Origin of the sequence: Azospirillum halopraeferens DSM 3675 (assembly GCF_000429625.1) — a bacterium.
Taxonomy (GTDB): domain Bacteria; phylum Pseudomonadota; class Alphaproteobacteria; order Azospirillales; family Azospirillaceae; genus Azospirillum; species Azospirillum halopraeferens.
On the sequence record NZ_AUCF01000011.1, the window covers coordinates 159,662 to 184,250 of the forward strand.

General features: G+C 70.6%; 17 protein-coding genes. 13 read left to right on the plus strand and 4 right to left on the minus strand.

Features of this window, described 5'->3' with window-relative positions; genetic code table 11:
- Window positions 1–7 precede the first annotated feature (7 nt).
- The 4 genes from G472_RS0112395 to G472_RS0112410 are packed head-to-tail and all read left to right on the plus strand — an operon-like array spanning window position 8 to window position 9,859.
- Window positions 8–3,754, plus strand: a complete 3,747-nt coding sequence (locus G472_RS0112395) for a BREX-2 system ATPase PglY family protein (protein WP_029008651.1) — start codon at window positions 8–10, stop codon at window positions 3,752–3,754.
- The gene (gene pglZ / locus G472_RS0112400) at window positions 3,751–6,414 is read left to right on the plus strand and encodes a BREX-2 system phosphatase PglZ (RefSeq protein ID WP_051340733.1); all 2,664 of its coding nucleotides are present in this window, start codon (window positions 3,751–3,753) and stop codon (window positions 6,412–6,414) included. The genes G472_RS0112395 and pglZ overlap by 4 nt, the downstream gene beginning before the upstream one ends.
- Window positions 6,415–6,430: 16 nt before the next feature.
- Window positions 6,431–7,747 (plus strand): BREX system ATP-binding protein BrxD, encoded by a 1,317-nt coding sequence (gene brxD / locus G472_RS0112405; RefSeq protein WP_029008653.1) that lies wholly within the window; start codon window positions 6,431–6,433, stop codon window positions 7,745–7,747.
- 9 nt (window positions 7,748–7,756) lie between these two features.
- Complete coding sequence (locus tag G472_RS0112410) at window positions 7,757–9,859, plus strand: DEAD/DEAH box helicase (protein ID WP_029008654.1); 2,103 nt, start codon at window positions 7,757–7,759, stop codon at window positions 9,857–9,859.
- 653 nt (window positions 9,860–10,512) lie between these two features.
- Here G472_RS0112410 and G472_RS38815 read toward each other — a convergent pair.
- From G472_RS38815 to G472_RS0112425, 4 genes are all read right to left on the minus strand, one after another.
- Window positions 10,513–10,764: a hypothetical protein gene (locus G472_RS38815; RefSeq protein WP_156927095.1), complete on the minus strand. Its 252-nt coding sequence runs from the start codon at window positions 10,762–10,764 to the stop codon at window positions 10,513–10,515.
- A gap of 411 nt (window positions 10,765–11,175) precedes the next feature.
- Complete coding sequence (locus tag G472_RS38820; RefSeq protein ID WP_156927096.1) at window positions 11,176–11,370, minus strand: hypothetical protein; 195 nt, start codon at window positions 11,368–11,370, stop codon at window positions 11,176–11,178.
- Window positions 11,367–11,648, minus strand: coding sequence for a plasmid mobilization protein (locus G472_RS0112415; RefSeq protein WP_029008655.1), 282 nt, complete (start codon window positions 11,646–11,648; stop codon window positions 11,367–11,369). The genes G472_RS38820 and G472_RS0112415 overlap by 4 nt, the downstream gene beginning before the upstream one ends.
- A gap of 1,316 nt (window positions 11,649–12,964) precedes the next feature.
- On the minus strand, window positions 12,965–13,777 hold the full coding sequence (locus G472_RS0112425) for an NAD(P)H-dependent oxidoreductase (RefSeq protein ID WP_029008657.1): 813 nt from the start codon (window positions 13,775–13,777) through the stop codon (window positions 12,965–12,967).
- Between the two features lie 98 nt (window positions 13,778–13,875).
- Here G472_RS0112425 and G472_RS0112430 point away from each other — a divergent pair, with 98 nt between their 5' ends.
- The 9 genes from G472_RS0112430 (at window position 13,876) to G472_RS0112470 (ending at window position 24,580) form a co-directional block, all read left to right on the plus strand.
- Window positions 13,876–14,811 carry a LysR family transcriptional regulator gene (locus tag G472_RS0112430; RefSeq protein WP_029008658.1) on the plus strand — a complete coding sequence of 312 codons (936 nt, stop codon included), beginning with the start codon at window positions 13,876–13,878 and terminating at the stop codon, window positions 14,809–14,811.
- A 10-nt stretch (window positions 14,812–14,821) separates the two neighbouring features.
- A complete protein-coding gene (locus G472_RS0112435) occupies window positions 14,822–15,274 on the plus strand; it encodes an RrF2 family transcriptional regulator (RefSeq protein WP_029008659.1) in 453 nt (150 codons plus the stop codon).
- Between the two features lie 144 nt (window positions 15,275–15,418).
- Entirely contained in the window at window positions 15,419–16,435 is a 1,017-nt protein-coding gene (locus G472_RS0112440; protein ID WP_029008660.1) for a sulfate ABC transporter substrate-binding protein, read from the plus strand.
- Between the two features lie 3 nt (window positions 16,436–16,438).
- Entirely contained in the window at window positions 16,439–17,290 is an 852-nt protein-coding gene (gene cysT, locus G472_RS0112445) for a sulfate ABC transporter permease subunit CysT (RefSeq protein WP_029008661.1), read from the plus strand.
- The gene (gene cysW, locus G472_RS0112450) at window positions 17,280–18,161 is read left to right on the plus strand and encodes a sulfate ABC transporter permease subunit CysW (RefSeq protein ID WP_029008662.1); all 882 of its coding nucleotides are present in this window, start codon (window positions 17,280–17,282) and stop codon (window positions 18,159–18,161) included. Before cysT ends, cysW begins: the two co-directional genes overlap by 11 nt.
- A 140-nt stretch (window positions 18,162–18,301) precedes the next feature.
- Window positions 18,302–19,420 carry a sulfate/molybdate ABC transporter ATP-binding protein gene (locus G472_RS32830; RefSeq protein WP_051340734.1) on the plus strand — a complete coding sequence of 373 codons (1,119 nt, stop codon included), beginning with the start codon at window positions 18,302–18,304 and terminating at the stop codon, window positions 19,418–19,420.
- Between the two features lie 89 nt (window positions 19,421–19,509).
- On the plus strand, window positions 19,510–21,252 hold the full coding sequence (locus G472_RS0112460) for an SLC13 family permease (protein ID WP_029008663.1): 1,743 nt from the start codon (window positions 19,510–19,512) through the stop codon (window positions 21,250–21,252).
- Window positions 21,253–21,553: 301 nt separating this feature from the next.
- Window positions 21,554–22,789, plus strand: coding sequence for a chromate efflux transporter (gene chrA / locus G472_RS0112465; protein ID WP_029008664.1), 1,236 nt, complete (start codon window positions 21,554–21,556; stop codon window positions 22,787–22,789).
- 309 nt (window positions 22,790–23,098) lie between these two features.
- On the plus strand, window positions 23,099–24,580 hold the full coding sequence (locus G472_RS0112470) for a SulP family inorganic anion transporter (protein ID WP_029008665.1): 1,482 nt from the start codon (window positions 23,099–23,101) through the stop codon (window positions 24,578–24,580).
- The last annotated feature ends 9 nt before the right edge of the window (window positions 24,581–24,589 follow it).

Consider the following 24,589-nt stretch of genomic DNA (forward strand, 5'->3'; position numbering starts at 1 on the left):
ACCGCGCATGATGACGCAGACTCGGACCCTGATCAAGGACCTGATCCACATCCCGGAGCGGGTGCACCAGGGCGACTTCGTGCTGAAGCTGGCCGACGGGCTGGAGCACGCCAAGGCGACGGTGCGCGATTACGTCGTCACGCCGCAGCTCAAGGCCTGCTTCGACGACGCACTGGGCTTCATCGAGGGGGCGGTCACCGGGCACACCAGCAAGGCCGCCTACCTCCACGGCTCCTTCGGGTCGGGCAAGAGCCACTTCATGGCCGTGCTCAACCTGCTGCTGGCCGGCAACCTGGAGGCCCGCTCGATCCCGGAGCTGGCCGACGTGGTGGTGCGCCACGACGCGTGGATCCTGGGCCGGCGCTTCCTGATGGTGCCCTACCACATGATCGGGGCGCACGACCTGGAGTCGGCGGTGCTGGGCCAGTACGCCGACCATGTCCGGCGCCTGCACCCCGAGGCGCCGCTGCCCGGCTTCTACCTCTCGGAGTCGCTGTTCGAGGACGCCCAGCGCCTGCGCACCAACATGGGCGACGCCGCCTTCTTCGCCCGCCTGAACGAGGGCAAGGCGGAGGACGGCAATGGTGACGCCGGCGGCGACGGCTGGGGCACGCTCGATTCCGGCCTGTGGGACGCCGCCGCCTTCGACGCGGCGACGCTGGAGCCGGCCACGGGCGAGGACCGGCAGCGGCTGATCGGCGACCTCGTGCGGGTCTACTTCGCCTCCTACGCCCACGTCGCCGCCAACCGCGGCCAGGCCTTCGTCGCCCTGGACGAGGGGCTGGCGATCATGAGCCGGCACGCCAGGGCGCTGGGCTACGACGCGGTCATCCTGTTCCTCGACGAGTTGATCCTGTGGCTGGCCACCCAGGCCGCCAACGTCGACTTCGTGTCCCGCGAGGGCTCCAAGCTGTCCAAGCTGGTGGAGGCGCTGCACGCCCGCCCCATCCCGCTGGTCAGCTTCATCGCCCGCCAGCGCGACCTGCGGGAGCTGGTCGGCCAGAACCTCGCCGGTGCCCTGCAACTCCAGTTCGCCGACGTGCTGAAGCACTGGGAGGCGCGCTTCCACCGCATCACGCTGGAGGACCGCAACCTCCCGGTCATCGCACAGAGGCGCGTGCTGCGCCCGGTGTCGCCCTCGGCCGAGGTGACCCTGGGGGCCGCCTTCGAGGAGTTCCTGAAGGTCCGGCGCGAGGTGCTGGACACGCTGCTGGGCTCCACCGGCGAGCAGGCGATGTTCCGGCAGGTCTATCCCTTCAGCCCCGCCCTGGTGCAGACGCTGATCGCCGTGTCGTCGGTGCTGCAGCGCGAGCGCACGGCGCTGAAGCTGATGCTCCAGCTCCTGGTCGACCGGCGCGAGGAACTGGCGCTGGGCCAGATCATCCCGGTCGGCGACCTCTACGACGTCATCGCCGAGGGCGACGAGCCGTTCTCGGACGCCATGAAGATCCATTTCGAGAACGCCAAGAAGCTCTACCGCACCAAGCTGCTGCCCCTGCTGGAGCGCCAGCACGGGGTGGCGTGGCCGATGGTGGCGGACGGCACGGCCGAGCAGGCCAAGGCGCTGGCCCTGCGCAACGACACCCGCCTGCTGAAGACGCTGCTGCTGGCCGCACTGGTGCCGGAGGTGGAGGCGCTGAAGGGGCTGACCGCACCGCGGCTGACGGCGCTGAATCACGGCAGCGTGCGGGCACCCATCCCCGGCCGCGAATCCTCCATCGTCCTGACCAAGCTGCGGACCTGGGCGGCCGAGGTCGGCGAGATCAAGATCACCGAGGACACCAATCCGGTCGTCTCGATCCAGATCACCGGCGTCGACACCGACCCCATCCTCGCCAACGTCGCCGGCGAGGACAATCCCGGCAACCGGCGCCGGCTGGTCCGCGCCATGCTGTTCGAGATGCTGGGATTGCCGCCGGATGCCGACGGGCTGTTCCTGGAGTACGCGCTGCCCTGGCGCGGCACCCGCCGCCAGGTCTCCATCGTGTACGACAACGTGCGCGAGATGACGGATGCGAAGCTGCGCAACCAGGACGGCGCGTGGTCGGTCATCTTCGACTTCCCCTTCGATGACCCGAACCAGTGGCCGTCCAACGACATCGCCCGCTTGCAGGAGTTCAAGGCGACCACCGACGGCCGCTCCGACACCCTGGTCTGGCTGCCTTCGTTCCTCAGCGAGAAGGCGAAGCGCGACCTCGGCACCTTGGTCAAGCTGAACTACCTGCTGACCGGGGAGCGGTTCGCCGACCACGCCCGCCATCTCTCGGCGGTGGACCGCGACCAGGCCCGCGCCCTGCTCGCCAACCAGCGCAGCGTGCTCCAGCAGCGCCTGCGCTCCTGCCTGGAGGTGGCCTACGGCATCGCCTCGGAGCCGGCCGACGCCGTGGACTCGCCCCTGCCGCCCGGCGATCACCTGCACTCGCTGAACGGCTTCCGCCCGGCCCTGCCGGTGGCGGCCACCATGAAGGGCGCCCTGGACAAGTTGCTCGACCAGCTCTTCGCCTATCTCCACCCCGCGCATCCCGCCTTCGACACCGAGATCCGGTCCCGCGCGCTGCGCACCGTGCAGGAACAGGTCGACCGGGCGCTGGCCGAACCAGACGGGCGTGTCTACATCGCCGAGAAGCCGGTGCGCGAGCTGGTGCGGTCCATCGCCAACCCGCTGAAGCTGGGCGAGATGGGGGAAACCCACTTCGTGCTGGCCCACCACTGGCGCACCCACTTCACCCAGCGCCACGCCCAGCACGGCGGGACCATGACGGTGAGGGCGCTGCGCGGCTGGATCGACGAGCCCCAATCCATGGGCCTGCCCAAGGAGGTGGAGAACCTCGTCATCCTCACCTACGCCGGGCAGACCAACCGCAGTTTCTTCAAGGGCAGCGCCCCGCTGCGCCCGACCCTCGACAGCCTCGACGACGATCTGGAGCTGCGCGAACAGTCGCTGCCGCCCGAGGAGGAGTGGCGGGAGGCGGTGCGCCGCGCCGGCCTGTTGTTCGGGCTGACGCCCGCGGAGGTGCGCAACGCCGGCAACGCCGCCCGGCTGGCCGCCCAGGTGGCGGACAAGGCGGCGGCGCTGCGCCCGACCGTCGACACGCTGGCCGCCGACCTGGAGCGCCGGCTGACCGCGTTCGGTGGCGACGCGGACGCCGCCGACCGGTTGACCACCGCAAAATCGGCGCGCGCCCTGCTGGCCGCCGTCGTGGGTACGACCGCGGAGCGGGTGATCCCGGCCTTCGCCGGGGCCGCCCTGCGGACCTCCGACACCGCGGTGGGCCGGGCCATGGCGACGGCAGCGGACACCGGCGGCGCCCTGCGGGACTCCTCCTGGGTGGTGTTCGAGACGCTGCGCAGCCTGACGGACCACCGCGCCACCGCGGCGCGGGCCCTTCTCGACCGGGTCGCCGCGGCCCTCGCCGCCGACGAGCACGTGCTGGCGCTGAAGCCGGCGCTGGCCGAGCTGCACCGCACCGCGTTGAAGCTGCTGACCGACGTGGCCCCGCCGCCGCCGCCCGGCGCGCCGCCGCGTCCCCCGGCCGAACCGCCCCCCGCGGGGCCTACGCCCGAGGAGCCGCCTGCCGTCGAACCGCCGCCCCTTGAGCCCGACGACGTGGTGATCACGGTGGAGGACCGGCGCAACCTGTCGGCGGACGAGGCCGCCGCCGTGCTCGACGGGCTCAAGCGGGCGGTCGCCGACCATCCCGATTACACCATCAGCCTGTCGTGGAAGATCGTGCGGAAGGGCAAGCGGGCGTGACGGTCCTGGCACCGACGACGGCGCAAATCCGCGCCCAGGTGGAGGCCATCGTGCGCCACGATCCGCAGGTGCGCGCACTCGGCATCCGCTCGCCCACCCGCCAGCCCTGGCCGGACCGGCTGGATTGCGCCGGCCGCGCCTTCGACGTGGTGTGGTGCGAGTCCCCGCTGGCGGCGCGGCAGGCGCTGTGCGAGCGGGATGACGGGACCGGGCTGGTGCTGCTGACCGGCCTGGGCCCCGACGCGCTGGGCGACGACGTGGTGGCCCGGCTCGCCAAGGCGCGGTTGCTGACGGTGGAGGCCTGGGAGATGGTGCGCGAGGCCTTCCAGGCCCGCAACATCGACCCCCGCATCGCCGGCAAGCCATGGCTGGCAGAACTGCTGCTGGAACACGCGCACCGCGGCCCCTATCCGCCGGTTCCCGGCGGCCTGCTCGACGCCGACACCGCATGGGCCAACCTGCTGGACCGGGCGCTCGGCCTGCCCGTCGCCCGGCCGGACGCCGAGGCGCTGCTGCGCTGGTGCATCGGCGACGGCGCGCTCGCCCGCTTCGCCGCCTTGGCCCCGGTGGCGCGCGGCGGCATCGCCGCCTGGTTGTCGGAGGCCGCCGGTCCGGCTGGCGGCTTGGTCACGGCCTGCGTCGAGAACGGCTTCGGGGCCGACGCCCTGCCGCTGGGGCTGGTCGCCGGCGTCGTCTTCGGCACGGGTTGGCTCGCCAGCGAACTGACGGCGGCCTCGGTCCGGCTGGAACCCTTCGTCGGCGGGCGGCGCATCCCCGCCGAGCATGGCCGCGCCTGGGCCGCCGCCGCCGCCCGCGCACTGCGTCCGCTCGACGGGCCGGTGCAGCGCCGGCTGCTGGAACGGGCTGATGCCCTGCTGGTGCAGATCCACGCGGACGCCTTCGCCGCGTCGAGCACGGTGCTGCTGGCCGGCTTCGAGGCCCGCCTCGCCGGCTTCGCCGAGGCGTTGGCGGCGGCGCTGGAGGCGAAGGCGCCGGCCGACCTGCGCGCGCTGGAGGCCGCGGCCGGGCGGGTCGCCGGCCACGACCAGGCGGCGGTGCAGAAGGGACGGGCCGAACGGGTGGCCATGGCGCTGCGCCTCGTGCGCTGGCTCTCGCTGGCGCCGGCGGAGCCCGCGTCCTTCGCCGATGCCGTGGCCGCCTACACCCGCGACGGCGCCTTCGTCGACCGCGCCCGCCTGACGCTCGCCGGTGGCGACGAGCTGGCCGCCCTGTCGTCCGCCTACGCCGCCCTGGCCGCCGCTTTGCGGACACGCCGGGAGGCGTGGAACGAACGCTTCGCCGGGATGCTGCGCGCCTGGAACGCCGCCCCGGCCGCCGCTTGGCCGCTGGTGCCGGTGGAGCGGGTGCTGGAGGAGGTGGTGGCGCCGCTCGCCGCCGCGGCACCCGTGCTCCTGCTGGTGATGGACGGGATGAGCCACGCCGTCTTCCGTGAGCTGTGGACCGATCTCGACGCGGCGGGTTGGCGGGAGCTGTGGCCCTCGGTCGACGACGGACCGGCTTCGGCCGTCGCCATGCTGCCCACCGTGACGGTGGTGTCGCGCGCCAGCCTGCTGTGCGGGCGCCCGCAGCGGGGCGGCCAGTCGGTGGAGAAGGCGGGCCTTGCCGAGCACCCGGCGTTGCGGGCGGTGAGCAAGGCCGGGCACCCGCCGGTGCTCTATCACAAGGGCGAGCTCAGCGAGGGCGGCGCTCTGGCCCCGGCCGTCCGCGAGGCGGTGGGGACGTCGGCGCGACGCGTCGTCGCCATCGTCCACAACGCCATCGACGATCATCTCGATGGCCCCGAGCAGGTGCGCCAGCGCTGGAGCCTGGACGATCTCCACCTCCTGCGCCCGATCCTGCACGAGGCGCGCAACGCCGGACGGGTGGTGGTGCTGACGGCCGACCACGGCCACCTGATCGAGGCCGGCACGCACCAGGTCGGCGAGGGCGAGGGCGACCGCTGGCGGCGCGCCGACGGGAGTGCGGGCTCCGGCGAACTGTCCTTCGCCAAGGGACGGGTGCTGACTCCCGATGGCGACGCCATCGCCGTGCTGCCGTGGAGCGAATGCGTCCGCTACGCGGGCCGCAAGAACGGCTATCACGGCGGCGCCACGCCCCAGGAGGTGTTGGCGCCGTTGGCCGTCCTCTGGTCCTCCGGCGATAAGCCCCCGGTGTGGACGCTGGCGCCGCCGGTCCAACCGGAATGGTGGGAGGCGCTTGCGACCCCTGCGTCGGTTGCCGCTTCCCCGCCGCGGCCGGCCCCGGCGACGCCGCCGTCGCGCAAGCGGGCGACCGCCCAGCCCACGTTGTTCGACGGGCCGGCGCAGAGCCCGCGCGCCGCGGTGGCCCCCGACTGGATCGGGTGGCTGCTGGCGTCGCCGGTCTACGCCGCGCAGAAGCAGCTTGCCGGGCGCGGGGCCGCCAAGGACGAGGACGTCCGTGCGATCCTGGAAGCTCTGGCCCAGCGCGGCGGCAAGCTGAGCCGCACGGCGCTGGCGCAGCGGCTGGGCGTCGCGCAGGTCCGCGTGGGGTCGGTGATCATGGCGGCGCGCCGCGTGCTCAACGTCGACCAGGTCCAAGTTCTGGAGGTCGAGGAGGCGTCGGGCACCGTGGTCCTGAACCGCGCCCTGCTCGATACCCAGTTCGAGCTGAAGGGGTGAAGGGGGGAGGAACGCGATGCTGAGCCCGCACCGGCGATCGGCGATCATCGACGCGCTGCGGCGGGGCACCGTGCCCCGCTCCGGCCTCGACGTTCTGGCGGTCGGCATCGAGCGCTTCGCCCCGGCACTCGACGAGGAGCTGGACGGGGTGGCCGCCGGTCGCGGCGGCTTCAAGGCGGTGCGCGGCGAGTACGGCAGCGGCAAGACCTTCTTCGGGCGCTGGCTCCAGGAGCGGGCGCGCAGCCGCGGCTTCGCCACCAGCGAGGTGCAGATCTCCGAGACCGAAACCCCGCTGCACCGGATGGAGACGGTCTACCGCCGCCTGACCGAGCGCCTGGCGACCCAGGACGCCAGCGAGGGTGCGTTGCGCAACGTCGTTGACGGCTGGTTCTACACCCTGGAGGAGGACGTGCTGGCCGAGGGCGGCATCGACCCGGCCGACGCCGGGGCCCTGGTGGCGCGCACCGACGCGCTGATGGAACAGCGGCTGGCGGCGGTGACCCGGCAGGCCCCGGCCTTCTCGGCGGTGCTGCGCGCCTACCGCCGCGCCCTGGTGCAGGAGGACCAGGGGTTGGCCGACGGGCTGCTCGGCTGGCTCGGCGGGCAGCCCAACATCGCCGCGTCGGTGAAGCGGGCGGCCGGCATCAAGGGGGAGATCGACCATTTCGGCGCCACCAACTTCCTCGCCGGGCTGCTGACCATCCTGCGCGATTCCGGCTACGCCGGCCTCCTCCTGGTGCTCGACGAGGTCGAGACGCTGCAGCGCATGCGCGCCGACACCCGCGAGAAGGGCCTGAACGCGCTGCGCCAGCTGGTCGACGAGATCGACGCCGGCCGCTTCCCCGGCTTGTTCGTGGTGACCACCGGCACGCCCGCCTTCTTCGACGGGCCGCAGGGGGTGCAGCGGCTGCCGCCGCTGTCCCAGCGCCTCCACGTCGACTTCGCCACCGAAGCGCGCTTCGACAACCCGCGGGCGGTGCAGGTCCGCCTGCCCGGTTTCGACCTCGACCTGCTGGGCCGTCTCGGCGCCAAGGTGCGCGACATCTACGCCGAGGGCGCGGGCAACGGGGAGCGGCTGCGCCGCCTCGCCGACGACGCTTACGTCGCCGATCTGGCGAAGGCGGTGACCGGACAGCTCGGCGGGAAGGTCGGCATCGCGCCGCGCCTGTTCCTGAAGAAACTGGTCGGCGACGTGCTGGACCGCATCGACCAGTTCGCCGATTTCGACCCGCGCCGGCACTATGCGCTGACGGTGGCGCCCGCGGAGATGACCGTGGCCGAACGCGCCGGTGCCGCCGCCGCCTCGGTCGACGACGTCGAGCTGGACCTGTGAGCCGGACCGGTGAGCCCGTTCGACCGCCTGCACCCGGCCCTTCAGCACCACATCGTCAACTCGCTCGGCTGGGCGACCCTGCGGCCGACCCAGCTTAACGCAATCGACCCGATCCTGGACGGCCGCCACGCCCTGCTGCTCGCCCCCACGGCCGGCGGAAAGACGGAGGCCGCGGCGTTTCCGGTGCTGTCGCGCATGCTGAGCGGGCGGTGGGACGGGCTGTCGGTGCTCTACGTCTGTCCGCTGCGCGCGCTGCTCAACAACCTGGAACCGCGCCTGCGTCACTACGCCGGGCTGGTGGGGCGGACGGTCGGGCTGTGGCACGGCGACGTCGCGGCCGGGGAGCGACGGCGCATGCTGCGCCAGCCGCCCGACCTCTTGCTCACCACCCCGGAGTCCCTGGAAGCGATCCTGATCTCGCGGCGGGTGGACCATCGCGTGCTGTTCGCCGGATTGCGGGCGCTGGTGGTGGACGAACTGCACGCCTTTGCCGGCGACGACCGCGGCTGGCACCTGCTGGCCGTGGCCGAACGGCTCGCCCGCGTGGCCGGGCGCCCGGTCCAGCGGATCGGCCTCTCGGCCACCGTGGGCAACCCGGACGCGCTGCTGGGCTGGCTGAGCCGTGGCGAGGGGGGAGCGGTGGTCGGCCAGCCGGCGCCGCCGGCCGGTGGCGACGTGATGCTCGACCATGTCGGGTCGCTGGAGAACGCGGCGACGGTGCTGTCGCGGGTCCACCGCGGGGAGAAGCGCCTCGTCTTCTGCGACAGCCGCAGCAAGGTCGAGGGTCTCGGGGCATTGCTGCGGACCGCGGGCGTGCGCACCTTCGTCTCCCACAGCTCGCTCGGCATCGACGAGCGCCGCCGCTCGGAGGAGGCGTTCGCCACCGGTGAGGACTGCGTCATCGTCGCGACCAGCACGCTGGAGCTGGGGATCGACGTCGGCGACCTCGACCGCGTCATCCAGATCGACGCGCCGTCGAGTGTGTCGTCGTTCCTCCAGCGCATGGGGCGCACGGGGCGCCGCGCGGGCTCCACGCGCAACTGCCTGTTCCTGGCCACGTCGGAAAGCGCCTTCCTCCAGGCCGCCGGCATCGTCCGCCTGTGGGGCGACGGCTGGGTCGAGCCGGTGGAGCCGCCGCCCGACCCGCTGCATCTCTTCGCCCAGCAGGTGATGGCCCTGATCCTCCAGGAACGGGGGTTGGAGAGGGGAGGCTGGCGGGACTGGCTCGGGCGGGTGTTCGACGGTGTCGACGCCCGGCGCGCCGACGCCGTCCTTGCCTACATGCTGGACACCGGCATCCTCGCCGACGACGGCGGCATCCTCGGCATGGGTCCGAAGGGCGAACGGGAGATCGGCCGCCGGAACTTCATGGACCTGATGGCCGCCTTCACCACGCCGCTGCTGCTGTCGGTTCGCTTCGGTGTCGCGGAGATCGGGCAGGTCGACCCCACCAGCCTGCAGCGGGGTGAAGGCGAGGCGGCGACGCTGCTGCTGGCCGGCCGAAGCTGGAGGGTCGTCGCCGTGGACTGGGCCCGCCGCCTGGTGACGGTCGAGCCGTCGGGCGAGGCGGGGCGGTCGCGCTGGATGGGCGGTGCGCGCAGCCTGGACGTCGCGCTCTGCCGGGCCATGGAGCGGGTGGCGGTGGGCGACGTCATTCCGGCCCGGCTGTCCAAGCGGGGAGAGGCCTGCCTGGCCTCGCTGCGCGAGGGCTATGCGTTCTGCGACGGGACGTCCCTGCCGCTGGTGAGCGGCGGCAACGGGCGGACGCGGTGGTGGACCTTTGCCGGAGGCCGCGCCAACGCCATGCTGGCACAGGCGCTCGCCGCGGCGGGACTGACCACACGCGGCCACGATGACCTCTCCATCCAGACCGACACCGCCGATGCACCGGCTGTCCGCGACGCGCTGGCCACTATTGATCCAGCGCGTCTGGAGGCCGCGGCCGATGCCGACCTGCTGGGTGAACTGAAGTTCGCGCAGTGCTTGCCCGACGACATGGCCCTTGCCGTGCTGTCGCAACGCCTGTCCGACCGAGCCGGCATTGCGGATACGCTGAAGCGGCCGTTGCGTTTCGTGACCAACGCGACGGAGGAGGGAACCGACAGGCATTGAGTCGCCGCTCCGGAACGAGACACAATCTTGTGGCAGGGGCCCCCGCCGACTGACGATTCGCGATAAGGTGATTCGACCGGATCTCAGGCATACGCGTATACGGCTGTGTGATCGGTTAACCGCGGGCTAAGCCGGAAGGGGTTCATCAACGGTACCGATGAACGCGCCCCACTTGACGGGGAACGGAGTTCAGGTATTGATCAGTCCGTAGACGTGCTTGGAAGCTTCGGACGGCGCACGAGTTTTGATTGGCGAAACATTCCGAACCCACCATTACGATGCTGCAGTTCTTCGCGCGAGACTCGGCCCTCATTCAAGGCCTCTTCATCAAGGCACCGGGATATGGCCTTCTCGAGGGCGCGCTGATCGGGATCATACAAGATTACTCCGGCAATCCTTCGCATTTCGCGCTTCTCCGTTGCGGGAGGGTTATGGCTATAGGTTGAGCGTGGCCGACAGCGCTTCAATGTCGACGCTAGACAATTCGTCTGAGCCGGCTATCCAAATGTTGATGCACTGCACATAAGCGGCCACCATCATCGTCCATCAAGGTCTACCCGTAGGCAAGGCGGTTCACATCCAAAAGCGTGACCTGTCGCAACGGGATCCAGTCGTTGCCGATGCAGCCTCGCGGGACGGAAATCTCCTCGAACTCAGTCGCGGTTTTCTATCTCGGCCGCCACCCGCCGTTCCGTAAGGAACTCGTCCACCACGGCCGTCGTTCCATGGCCTAGCCGTGCGCAAACGATCCGCCGCATCCGGGCGACCGCCACTTCGAAGGCTTCGGCCTTGCTACCGTTGTGCTTTTCCATGCAGTCCTCACCTGCGACCTCTCGCGTGTCTTTTCTGCCCTTTTCCGCGTTGCGGGTCTTCGGTCGCTGCACCAGTTTCGAGTTACGGAACATACCGTACTACTACCCCCGGTTGATAAGCTGCGTCTCCTCCGCCGAGAATCGGTCAGATTCCAAGCACTTACTCGCCGCGCCACCGCGATTCAGCTGTAAGTGTTGTGGCTCGGCTACGGCCGAACTTCTGGGCCAACTGCCGCACTGTTTCATGGTTCACGACGTTGCCAGGGGCGGCCAGCATATCCTCGACCATCCGCAAGCTCAGCTATAGGCGGCCCTCGAACGGGCTCATGCCGCCGCATACCATCCCGCCACCCCACTTGCCAAAACGACCACGAGCCTACCCGATCCCGGATATGACTCCAAACTTGCGACGTATCCCGATGCCCATCCGTGGCCGAATAAAGCCGTCGGGAAGAGTGTCGATTCAGAACTCTGGAAGCTCTGCCACGGACACTTCCTTTGATTTCAAATATTACCTGTCTGAATGATGCGGAGCATTGTGCCGTCCGAGTGATGAGCAGACATCAGCGTCTCGATGCGGGTAATTCGTTCGTTATGATTTTCGACACGCACCGACAGCGTCTTTACGCTTTCGGAAAGGGAATTTACCCGTTCGCCAAGGGCGGCAAGGCGCGCGATCCGTTCGAACCAGTCGCTCATCGCATTGCCTCCATACGACGGTTGGCCTCATCGACGGCGAGGACCGCCGCGTTCACCGACCGCTCCATTTTGGCGATGATCTCGTCGAACTGGCGCAGTGCCTCGGCTTGGGCCGCATCTCCGACCTCACCCAATGCAGCCGCGCGCACGAAGGCACTTATCGACATTCTGGCGGCGTTGGCGCGAGCCTCGATCTCTGCACTCTCCGTCCCATTGACAAGGGCTTTCAGACGCTTGTTCCTGACCTCGGCCTGGAACCGACGTCCTGGCGAAACCATGAAAACTCTCCATTATGAACGCGGCATTTATTATACTCATACGCATTAGTATGTGCAAATCAGAATCGTGCGCAACCCGGCGTAATGGGAGAGGCAACTGTGGGGCAGCGGTGATCGGGTGACCTCGCGGGAGACATCCTGGTTGACCTTGAATGCAGTCGCGTCGTCGCCCTGATGCCCGACCGCGCGGCGGAGACGCTGGCTGGTTGGCTGAAGCAGCACCATACGGTTGCCGTCATCGTCCGCAATCGGCTTGACGCTGACGGGGCCGGCCGGGGCGCCCCGGAGACTGGGCAGGTGGCCAGCCGCTTGCATCTGCCGAGCAACGGCAGCGACGGGAGGCACGTTGCGCCGAGGCCGTGCGCCTGCGCGATCAGCGCCATTCGCTCCAAGCTACCACCCGCGCGGGTAGCGTCGAGCGCACGGCACTGCGCGGCTGACTGCGTTCCAGGCACCCACCAACTTAGCGGCGCACGGCGGTCTGAGGTGATGTGGTGGAGGGCACTATTTCCCGATTCGTGGTGAAATGCGATGGGCGCACAAGACACCACATCACCGAGAACGCTATGATTCGCTCAATCTTCCGCAAGCCAACGGCGGGGGTAAGCGCTTGTTCGTGCCAGGGCCGTCGCATATCGCCGCTAATGGGACCATATGGGGAACATTTGTAGGGAAAGACCTGGGAAATAACTGGGAAGAAGCCCCTGCCGAATGCCTCCAAATTCACCCTTCGTTCGCCTTCGCTGCCCCGGAAATCTTGAGGTTTCCTGCGGAGTACCAGTCCGTTGACATCGTAGGGGTCACAGGTTCAATCCCTGTCGCGCCCACCATTCTTTCAGTGAAGCATGTCAAGGGCTTGGCCCTGCTTCACCGAGACCGTCGAAGAACATCGCCAGAAGCGCTCTCGCCCTCTCGTCACAGCAAGGCGATGACAGATGGCGGCCAGCGGTTTCAATCCTTGGCAGATCACGTTTCGGGGCGGGCGATCGCCGGCTGATGCCATCCGTTCGGAACCGGCGCCAGCCTGACGCTGTACGCCGACCCGGTCCGCCTCACAGATCCCCGTCCGGCGGGTGACGTTCCTGATCGCATGCCCGGCGCCCGGTTTTCGGCGTGGGCCGGCGGCGCGGGTCGATTGGCGTCCGGAAACACCGCACGGGAACAGGAACATCGGGCCGCCCGCCCTTCGTCTGCTGATGATCGAGGGCAGCCGTCCAACGCCCGGCGCCGACTCGATCCGGGCGGTGTCGTGCGCGGGATAGAGGCCGTAGGCGCGCCGCCCCCCGTCCGATGAACAGTCCCGCGACGGCGCGCCCTCACGAACGCCCGAGCGGGTGCTCCGGCGGCTCTCCGGGTTGCAGCAGGTGCATGCGCAGCCCGGTCTCGCCGCCGCCCAGGCCGTCCTTCAGCACCTGCTGCCCGTCGTAGTGCCCGCCGTTCTGGCGACGGAAGGGAATCGGGTCGGCGGTGAACAGGGTCTCCAGACGGGTGCGATACTGATCCGTGATCGCGTGCCACCGCTCCGGGGTGAGGCTGTCGGCCCGGTAGACGACGAACGGGTCGAGCACCGCCATGCCCGGATAGTAGAGCGTGCCGTGCTGAATGGGCCACAGCACGTCGAACAGCGATCCGTTCACCCCGCCGCGCGTGTACTGGGGTTCGCGCCCGCCGATGGTCGTCGACACCAGGGCGCGCCGGCCCAGCAGCGTGCCCTCGCCGAAGCGGTCGCCCCAGCGTTCGCCACCATGTTCGCCGACACCGTAGGCGAACCCGTAGGCGTACACCCGCTCGAACCAGCCCTTCATGATCGCCGGCATCGAGTACCACCACAGCGGGAATTGCAGGATGACCGCATCCGCCCACAGCAGCTTGTTCTGCTCGGCCGTGATCGCTGCCGGCTGGGTGCCGCCGGTGTAGGCGCTCGCGGATTCCCGCGGATAGTGCAGACGGTCGGGATTCTGCCGGACGGGGAAATCGTCGCCGTCGGCGGTGGCCTTCCAGCCCATGGCGTAGAGGTCCGACACCGCGACGCTGTGGCCGAGATCGGTCAGCGTCGCGACGGCGAAGTCCTTCAGCGAACCGTTCAGGGATTGCGGCTCCGGGTGGGCGTAGAGGATGAAGACGTTCACGGCATGGCCTCCTTCGGCGTGAATCGGGGTTCCCCTGACCCTGAGCCCGCTCCCTGCCATTCTTGAAATCGTAAATTATGCGTGCTGGTATCCATGCCATGGATAGGAATATCGATCTGAACCTGCTGGTGGCGCTGGATGCGGTGCTGGCGGAGCGCAATGTGACACGGGCGGCGCGGCGCCTGAACCTCAGCCAGCCGGCCCTGTCCGCCCAGTTGGCGCGGTTGCGCGACCTGTTCGGCGATCCGCTGCTGATCCCCGCGCAACGGGGAATGATCCCGACGCAGCGGGCCCTCGACCTGCAGGAGCCGCTTCGCCGGGCGCTGGAGGAGGTGCGCGGCGTGATCGCCGCGGGCGCACGGTTCGACCCCGCGGTGGCGGAGCTGACCGTGTCGATCGTGGCCAGCGACTACGTCCAGTACGCGGTCCTGATGCCGCTGTCCTTCACCCTGGCGCGCGAGGCTCCCGGACTGCGCCTGGCGTTCCGCACCATCGACGTGGCCCATCTGACGGCGCAGATGGAACGGGGCGAGGTCGATCTGGCGGTGATCACGCCGCAGGTCGCGCCGGAACGGCTGCGCCTGCGCCCCCTCTACGAGGAACGCTACGTGACGATCGCCCGGCGCGACCACCCGCGGATCGCCGGGACGCTGGACGCGGACACCTTCTGCGCCCTGGAACACGTCATCGTGTCGCCCGGCGGCGGCGGATTCAGCGGGCCGGCCGATGCGGCCCTGGCGGCGCACGGCCGGTCGCGGCGGGTCGCCATGTCGGTCCAGGGCTTCATGATGGTGCCGGAGATCGTCGCGCGGTCGGACATGATCGCGCTGGTGCCGGAGCGTCTCGTCCACGGCCGGGCCGAGCGCCTGCAGGTCTTCGAGCCGCCGGTCCCGGTGCCCGGTTTCACCATCGCCATGGTCTGGCACGACCGCACCACCGGCCACCCGGCGCAGCGCTGGCTGCGCGACCGGGTGATGGCGATCGGCAGAGGTGTCGCGGTCTCCCCCGCTGACGGGCCGGCCGGGATGGTCTAGACTGGCGACCATGCTGTCACAAAAAGCCAAGTACGCCCTGCGCGCCCTGCTCGCCCTCGCCGTCGCCGACGAGGGCGAATCGCTCCAGATCGCCGACATCGCCGAACGGCACCGCATCCCCAAACGCTTCCTCGAACAGATTCTGCTGGACCTGAAGCATCACGGCATCGTCGGCAGCCGGCGGGGCAAGTACGGCGGTTACGTGCTCATCCGGCCGGCGTCGGAGATCACCTTCGCGCAGGTGGTGCGGATCATCGACGGGCCCATCGCCCCCTTGCCCTGCCTCAGCCGCATGGCCTACCGGCGGTGCGACGACTGCGCCGACGAGGGGGCCTGCGCCATCCGGCGTGTCTACGCCGACATCCACGAGGCGACGCTGCGCATCCTGGAAGGGACCAGCCTGGCCGACGCGCTGGCGCCACAGGTCGCCGAGGCGGCCGGACTCCACAGCCGCCGCGCCTGAATAACCAACCGAAAGCGTAAAATCTGAACCGGATTCACGCCAATTCACAGGGCAAGGCAATTTTCCGCTTGCAATCACGACCAAGTTGATCGGGAATGGCGGGTATCGGGCCGGTCCGTCGGCCCCCGTCCGTGGAGTTCAACCATGACCCTGCGCACCCGTTCCCTTGCGGCCCTCCTGCTCGGTGCGGCGCTTGCCTGCGGCGCGCCGGCGGCGGCCCGGGCCGACGTCACCCTGCTGAACGTCTCCTACGATCCGACGCGCGAGCTGTACGTCGCCTTCAACCGCTCCTTCGCCGAGAAGTGGAAGGCCGAAACCGGCGAGACCGTGACGATCCGCCAGTCGCACGGTGGCTCGGGCAAGCAGGCGCGTTCGGTGATCGACGGCATCGACGCCGACGTGGTGACACTGGCCCTGGCCTACGACATCGACGAGATCGCCGCCTCGGGCCGGATGGCGAAGGACTGGCAGGCGGCGCGCCCGCACAACAGCGCCCCCTACACCTCTACCATCGTGTTCCTGGTCCGCAAGGGCAACCCGAAGCGGATCACCGACTGGGGGGATCTGGTGAAGCCGGACGTCCGGGTGATCACGCCCAACCCCAGGACCTCCGGCGGGGCACGCTGGAACTTCCTGGCCGCCTATGGCTACGCCCTCGACAAGGCCGGCGGCGACGAGGCGGCGGCGCGCGACTTCGTCACCCGGCTGTTCCGCAACGTGCCGGTGCTCGACACCGGGGCGCGCGGGTCGACCATCACCTTCGTGCAGCGGGGCATCGGCGACGTGCTGCTGGCCTGGGAGAACGAAGCCTTCCTCGCGGTGGAGGAGCTGGGGCCGGACAAGTTCGACATCGTCGTGCCCTCGGTCAGCATCCTGGCGGAACCGCCCGTCGCCATCGTCGATCAGGTCGTCGACAAGCGCGGCACCCGCCCGGTCGCCGAAGCCTACCTGAACCATCTCTACAGCCCCGAAGGGCAGGAACTGGCGGCCAGGCATTACTACCGGCCGCGGCTGGAGGCGGTGGCGCAGCGCCACGCCGACCGCTTTCCCAAGGTGACCCTGTTCACCATCGACGAGAAGTTCGGCGGCTGGACGAACGCGCAGACCCGCTTCTTCGGCGACGGCGGTGTCTTCGACCAGATCTACGCACCGGGACGGTGAGCCATGGCCGGCCTCCTCCTCCGGGCCGGTTCGTGGCGCAAGCCGAGCGTGCTGCCCGGTTTCGGGCTCGCGCTCGGCTTCACCGTGACGTACCTGTCCCTGATCGTCCTCATCCCCCTGGCGGCGCTGGTGGCCGGTGCGGCCGGGCTGGGGTGGGAGGGGTTCCTGGCGGTGGCGACGGGGCCGCGGGTCGTCGCCGCCTTCAAGGTCAGCTTCGGCACCGCCTTCGTCGCGGCCTGTCTCAACGCCGTGTTCGGGCTGGTCGTCGCCTGGGTCCTCGTGCGCTACGACTTTCCCGGCCGGCGCGTCGTCGACGCCCTGGTGGATCTGCCCTTCGCCCTGCCGACGGCGGTGGCCGGCATCGCCCTGACCGCCCTCTACGCCCCCAACGGCTGGATCGGCGCCCTGCTCGAACCCATGGGCATCACCGTGGCCTTCACGCCGCTGGGCATCATCGTGGCGCTGACCTTCGTCGGCCTGCCCTTCGTCGTGCGCACGGTGGAGCCGGTGTTGCAGGACCTGGAGGCGGAGCAGGAGGAGGCCGCGGCCGTGCTCGGCGCCGGCCGTACGCGGACCTTCCTCAGGGTGATCCTGCCGGCGATCCTGCCGGCCCTGCTGACCGGCTTCGCGCTGGCCTTCGCCCGGGCGGTGGGGGAGTACGGGTCGGTCATCTTCATCGCCGGCAACCTGCCGATGGTGTCGGAGATCGTGCCGCTGCTGATCGTCATCCGGCTGGAACAGTACGACTACGCCGGCGCCACGGCCATCGCCGCGCTGATGCTGGCGGCGTCGTTCGCCCTGCTTCTGGTCATCAACCTGCTGCAATCGTGGATGAGGTCCCGCCATGGCCATTGACGCGTTCGCGCCGGACACCGCTGCCGCGGCTCCCCGGGTGGCCCTGTCCGAGCCGCGGGTGGTCCGCCTGGTCCTGATCGCGGTGGCGCTGGGCTTCCTGGTGCTGTTCCTGGTGGTGCCGCTGGTGGTGGTCTTCTCCGAGGCGCTGGCCGGCGGCGTCGCCACCTATCTGGCGTCCCTGACCGAGCCGGACGCCCTGGCGGCCATCCGCCTGACCCTGCTCACCGCCGCGATCGCCGTGCCGCTCAACCTCGTCTTCGGGGTGGCGGCGGCGTGGTGCATCGCGCGCTTCGAGTTCGTCGGCAAGAGCGTCCTCACCACGCTGATCGACCTGCCGTTCTCGGTGTCGCCGGTGATCTCCGGCCTGGTGTACGTGCTGCTGTTCGGGCTGCACGGCTGGCTGGGGCCGTGGCTGCAGGCCCACGACGTGAAGATCATCTTCGCCGTTCCCGGCATCGTGCTGGCCACCATCTTCGTCACCTTCCCCTTCGTCGCCCGCGAACTGATCCCCCTGATGCAGGAGCAGGGCAGCGAGGAGGAGGAGGCGGCCATCGTCCTGGGCGCCTCGGGCTGGCAGACCTTCCGGCGGGTGACCCTGCCAAAGATCAAATGGGGCCTGCTGTACGGCGTCCTGCTGTGCAACGCCCGCGCCATGGGGGAGTTCGGTGCGGTGTCCGTGGTGTCCGGCCACATCCGGGGCGAGACGAACACCATGCCGCTGCACGTCGAGATTCTCTACAACGAGTACAACATGGTGGCCGCCTTCGCGGTCGCCTCGCTGCTGGCCCTTCTCGCCCTCGTCACCCTGGTCGCCAAGGCCCTGCTCGAATGGCGCTACGCCGACGAGCTGGCGGCGACGCGCCGTCACTGAAACCGGCGGCATCTGAAGGATGCCGCCGGTATCACCCTCTCGATCAATGCCAAGGCATTGATCTGCCGGGCTTTACGGTCGGCAACCGATGGAAGTGATCACTTGCCGACCGTATGATACCGCCGTACCGGAGACTCGCCATGCGCATCGACATCCACGCGATCACCAAACGGTTCGGGACCTACACCGCGCTCGACGGCGTCGACCTGCAGATCGGGGAGGGGGAGCTGGTCGCCCTCCTGGGCCCCTCCGGGTCGGGCAAGACGACCCTGCTGCGCATCATCGCCGGGCTGGAGACGGCCGATGCCGGCCGCATCCTGTTCGCCGGCGAGGACGCCCTGCGCCGCCACCCCCGCGACCGGCAGGTCGGCTTCGTGTTCCAGCACTACGCCCTGTTCCGCCACATGACGGTGTTCGACAACGTGGCGTTCGGGCTTCAGGTCCGGCCGCGGTCGCAGCGTCCGCCGAAGGCCGACATCGCCCGGCGGGTGCACGAGCTGCTGCGTCTGGTCCAGCTCGACTGGACCGCCGACCGCTATCCGTCGCAGCTTTCCGGCGGCCAGCGCCAGCGCATCGCGCTGGCCCGCGCGCTGGCCATCGAGCCGCGGGTGCTGCTGCTGGACGAGCCGTTCGGCGCCCTCGACGCCAGGGTGCGCAAGGACCTGCGGCGCTGGCTGCGCGATCTGCACGATTCCATGGGGATCACCAGCGTCTTCGTGACCCACGACCAGGAGGAGGCGCTGGAGCTGGCCGACCGGGTCGTGGTGATGAACCACGGCCGCATCGAACAGGTGGGCACGCCGGGCGCCGTGTACCGCGAGCCCGCCTCCGCCTTCGTCTACGACTTCCTGGGCGACGCCAACCGCATCGAGTGCCTGATCGACGGCGGGCAGGCTCGGCTGGCCGGGGGCGGGACGCCGCTGGGCGGGGTAACGGGCCACGCCGGTCCGGCGACGGTGTACGTGCGCCCCCACGACATCGACCTGCTGCCGGGCGGCGGCGAGGGGACGGCCGGCACCGTCCGGCGGGTCTACGAGGTCGGGCCGCTGGTGCGCGCCGAGGTGGACTGGAACGGCACCACCCTGGAGGTGGCGCTGCCCCCCGAGCGGCAGGAGACGCCGTTGCGGGCGGGGGACGCCGTGCGCGTCGTCGTCCACCGCGGCCTGGTCTTCCCGAAGGAGCGGCCGGCCGGGGCGGAGCCGCTGCACCTCGTCCCGTTCCGCGGCGGTGCCGTGGCCGGCGTCGGCCGCCGCGCCTGAGGGCGCGGGCGGGTGCGCGGCGATCCCGCTTGCCAGCGCCCGCCGTCCGTGCACCATCGGCACGGGGAAGGACCGGGAACGGGCGGGCGATGGGGTTCGATCAGGCGGTGCTGACCGCCATCCTCGCGGCGATGCTGGCGGCGTTCGCCGCGGGGCGGTGGCGCTACGACGTGGTGGCGGTGGCCGGGCTGATGGCCGCGGTCCTCGCCGGGCCGGTGCCGGCGGCGGTCGCCTTCAGCGGCTTTGCCAACCCCGCGGTGATCACCGTGGCGGCGGTCCTCGTCCTGTCGCGGGCGGCGACGCGCTCGGGCGCGTTCGACCGGCTGGCCGGCGGGCTGCTCGCCGGCACCCGGACGGTGCCGGTCCAGCTTGCCATTCTCTGCGGTCTCGGTGCCGTGGCGTCGGCGTTCATGAACAACATCGGCGCCATCTCCCTGTTCATCCCGGTGGCGCTCGGGCTGGCCCGCCGCCACGGCCGGTCACCGGGGCTGTATCTGATGCCCCTGTCCTACGCCACGCTGCTGGGCGGCATGATCTCGCTGATCGGCACGCCGGCCAACCTGCTGGTGTCGCAGGTCCGCGCCGACGCCACGGGCGCGCCCTTCGGCCTTCTCTCCTTCGCGGCGGTGGGGGTGCCGCTGGCGGCGCTGGGGGTCGCCTACCTCGCCCTGGTCGGCTGGCGCTGCCTGCCCGCGGCGCGCGACGGCGGGGGCGAGGAGGCGGCGGCGGTGATCGGCCCCTTCGACACCGAACTGGTCGTCACGCCCGCATCCCGACACGCCGGGCGGACGGTGGCCGACCTGGAGCGCGACGCCGGGGTGGAGGTCCACGCCATCGTGCGGGACGGGCGCCGGGTGTTCGCCCGTCTCGACCGCGAGGCGGTTCGGGAGGGCGACGTGCTGGCGGTGCGGGCGGCTGCGGACGCGCTGCGCCGCCTCGCCCGCGCGCCGGGGCTGGCCATCGCCGCCGGGCCCGGCAGCGGCGGCGCCCTGACGGAGGTGGTGGTGGCGCCGGATTCGCTCATGCAGGGGAGCTGCGCCCTGACCCTCGACCTGGAGGACCGCTGGGGTGTGACCCTGGTGGCCGCCGCCCGCCGGGGCCGGCGCAACGAGGGGCGGCTGGCCGAGGCGACCCTGTCGACCGGCGACGTCCTGCTGCTGCGCGGCGATCCCGCGGCGGCCGGCCGCGCCGCCGCCGACCTCGGCGGGCTGGTCCTGGCCGAGCGGGATCTGGCGCTGCCGCAGCCGCGTTCGGGCGTCGCCGCCGCCATCTTCGGCACCGCGGTCCTGGCGGCGGCCCTGGGGTTCGGGCGGCCGGAGATCGTGTTCATGGCCGGTGTCCTGGCGCTGGTGCTGATCGGCGGCGAGCGCCCGTCCGAGGTCTATCGCGGGGTCGAGTGGCCGGTGATCGTGCTGCTGGCGGCGATGATCCCCCTGGGCGAGGCGTTGCAGACCACCGGCACGGCCGGGCTGGCGGCCGGCAGCGTGCTGGCGGTGGCGGGCGGTGCCGGGCCGGCCGTCCTGCTGGTGCTGGTGCTCGCGGCCACCATGCTGCTGACGCCGGTGCTCAACAACCCGGCCACGGTCGCGGTGATGGCGCCGGTGGCCCTGGATCTGGCCGGCCGGCTCGGCGTGTCGGCGGACCCCTTCCTGGTCGCGGTCGCCATCGGCGCCTCGTGCGACTTCCTCACCCCCTTCGGGCACCACAACAACGCCCTGGTGATGGGCCCCGGCGGCTACCGGTTCGGCGACTTCGCCCGCGTCGGCGCGGGCCTGGAGGTGCTGGTCCTCGTCGCCGCCCCCGTCCTCATCCTCCTGGCCTGGCCGTGGTAGGGGAAGGGGGCCGGCGGCATCCCCGATCCGCTGACGCGGGCGCATCGGATGGAAATGGACGGACCAATGGCGGGGAGGCAGCACCGACGCTTCCCCCTTGCGGGTCAGGCCCGCCGTGATCCCGATGGACGCCGACGTCCGGCACGGCGCCGGCCCGGGCAGGGAAATCCCGCCGTCGGGCCGGGTTGACTTGGCGGCGGCTCCCCATACTATCGGCCGCCGGTGCGCAAATACGCGGGGGCGGGGCTGTGACGCACGGTGTCCAGGGGAACGCGGGGCGTTGCCGCCCCGCGGTGTGCCGGTGAGTGCGCACGCCGCCGCGCCGGAGCGCGCCGTCCGCGGCAGCGCCCGGGAGGTCTTCCGGGTGTTCCTCGGGCTGGGGCTGACGTCGTTCGGCGGACCGGTCGCCCATCTCGGCTACTTTCGCGACATGTTCGTGGTGCGCCGCCGCTGGCTGGGGGAGCACGCCTACGCCGATCTGGTGGCTCTGTGCCAGTTCCTGCCGGGGCCGGCTTCCAGCCAGGTGGGCATGGCCATCGGCCTGCAACGGGCGGGCTACGCCGGCCTGCTCGCCGCCTGGGTGGCCTTCACGCTGCCGTCGGCCCTGCTCCTGGTGGCCTTTGCCTACGGCGCCGGCGCGCTGGGGGCCGACGCCGGCACCGGCTGGATCCAGGGGCTGAAGGCCGCCGCCGTGGCCGTGGTGGCCCACGCGGTGCTGGGCATGGCCCGCACCCTGGCGGCGGACCGCGAGCGCGCCTCCATTGCCGTTCTCGGCATGATCGGAGCCATGCTGGTTCCCGGCGCGGCGGGGCAGGTGGGCGTCATCGTCCTGGGCGGCCTGGCCGGCCTGGCGGCGGTGCGACCGGCGGCCGTGGTCGGCGCGGCGGTCGGCGAGGCGGGGGAGGGCGGTGGTCTGTCGGTCCCCGTCCGGCGCCGCACCGGGCTGGTCTTCCTGGCGCTGTTCGCGGCGCTGCTGGCGGGGCTGCCCCTGCTCGCCGCGGCGACGGGCGACCCGGCTCTGTTGCTGGCCGACAGCTTCTACCGCGCGGGGGCGCTGGTGTTCGGCGGCGGGCATGTGGTGCTGCCGCTGCTCCAGGCGGAGGTGGTCGACACCGGGCTGGTCGGGCGGGAGGCGTTCCTGGCCGGCTACGGCGCAGCGCAGGCGGTGCCGGGACCCCTGTTCACCTTCGCCGCCTATCTCGGCGCGGTCACGCAGGCACCGCCCACCGGCATCGCCGGCGCCGTCATCGCGCTGGTGGCGATCTTCGTGCCCTCGGCCCTGCTGGTCATCGGAGGCGTGCCGTTCTGGAGCCGCCTGCGCACCGACCCGGCGGCCCGGCGCGCGCTGGCCGGGGTCAACGCCGCGGTGGTCGGGCTGCTGGCGGCGGCGCTGTATGACCCGGTGTTCACCGAAGGCATCACCTCGCACACCGCCATGGCCATCGCCGCGGCGGCCTTCGTGCTGCTGACGGCCTGGCGGACGCCGGCGTGGGCGGTGGTCATCGGCGCCGGCGCGGTCGGTTTCGCCTTCCTGTGACCGCCGGGCCCGGCGCTTTCTTCTTGTGTGCGGGCGCGAAAGGTTCTAAGGATCGTGGGACCTTTCGCCGCACCGGCGGCTTCTCGCTGCACGAGTCCAATGTAAAGATTTCCGCATCAGAATGTTGGCAGGGCTGAACTCCCTGTCCTGATCGTCGGATGCTTTTGACATTGCCGGCCGGTATTCGGCCGCAGCCGAGCGATTCGATTCCATTCCATGTCGTATACAGGCGCCGTCGCGGAACGCATTCGATCCGTTCCGACGCGATGAGATCCGTCGCCCCGGCGCAAGCACAGGATTCCCACACGCATGCGTCTGTCCGAACTCCGCAGGGAGTGGTTTCCCGACATTCCGCGCGATCTCCTGGCCGGAATGGTCGTGGCACTGGCGCTGATTCCCGAGGCCATCGCCTTTTCCATCATTGCCGGCGTCGACCCCAAGGTCGGGCTCTACGCCTCTTTCTGCATCGCGGTCGTCATCGCCTTCGCCGGCGGGCGGCCGGGCATGATCTCCGCCGCCACGGGGGCCATGGCACTGGTCATGGTCGATCTGGTGCGCGACCACGGCCTGCAATACCTGCTGGTGGCGACGCTGCTGACCGGCGTCTTCCAGATCGCGGCGGGTGTGCTGCGGCTGGGCGCCGTGATGACGTTCGTCTCGCGGTCCGTCATGACGGGGTTCGTCAACGCCCTGGCCATCCTGATCTTCATGGCCCAGTTGCCGGAGTTCGTCGGGGCGGGGTGGCAGATGTACGCCATGGTGGCGGCCGGGCTGGCGATCATCTACCTGCTGCCGCGGGTCACCACGGCGGTGCCGTCGCCGCTGGTGTGCATCGTGGTGCTGACGGCGGTGTCGATCGGGCTGGGGCTGGATCTGCGGACGGTCGGCGACATGGGGGAGCTGCCATCGACGCTGCCCGTGTTCCTGTTGCCCGATGTGCCGCTGACCCTGGACACGCTGTGGATCGTGTTGCCGACGTCCCTGACGCTGGCGGTGGTCGGGCTTCTGGAATCCCTGATGACGGCGCAGATCGTCGACGATCTCACCGACACCGACAGCGACAAGAACCGCGAATGCGCCGGCCAGGGGGTGGCCAACATCGTGTCCGGCCTGTTCGGCGGGATGGCCGGCTGCGCCATGATCGGCCAGTCGGTGATCAACGTGAAGTCGGGCGGCCGCGGCCGTCTTTCGACGCTGTTCGCCGGGTCGTTCCTCCTGTTCCTCATTCTGGTGCTGGACGCCTGGGTGAGCCGCATCCCCATGGCGGCCCTGGTCGCCGTGATGATCATGGTGTCCATCGGGACCTTTAGTTGGGCCTCGCTGCGCAATCTGCGCGACCATCCGAAAAGCTCCAGCATCGTCATGCTGGGCACGGTGGCCGTCGTCGTCGTCACCCATGATCTGGCGCAGGGCGTGCTGGTCGGCGTGCTGCTCAGCGCCCTGTTCTTCGCCCGCAAGGTGGCGCAGATCGTGCGCATCACCTCGCAGGCGTCGGCCGACGGGGCACAGCGGACCTACCGGGTGGCCGGACAGATCTTCTTCGCGTCCGCCGGCACCTTCGTCTCCGCCTTCGATTTCAGGGAGGCGCCGGACCGGGTGGAGATCGATCTGACGCGCGCCCACTTCTGGGACATCTCGGCCGTGGCGGCCCTGGACAAGGTGGTGCTGAAGTTCCGCCGCGAAGGCACCCGGGTCGACCTGATCGGGCTGAGCGAGGCCAACGCCACGCTGGTCGACAAGCTCGCCATCCATGACAAGCCGGGCGCCCTGGAGCGCCTGATGGGCCACTGAGGAAACCGT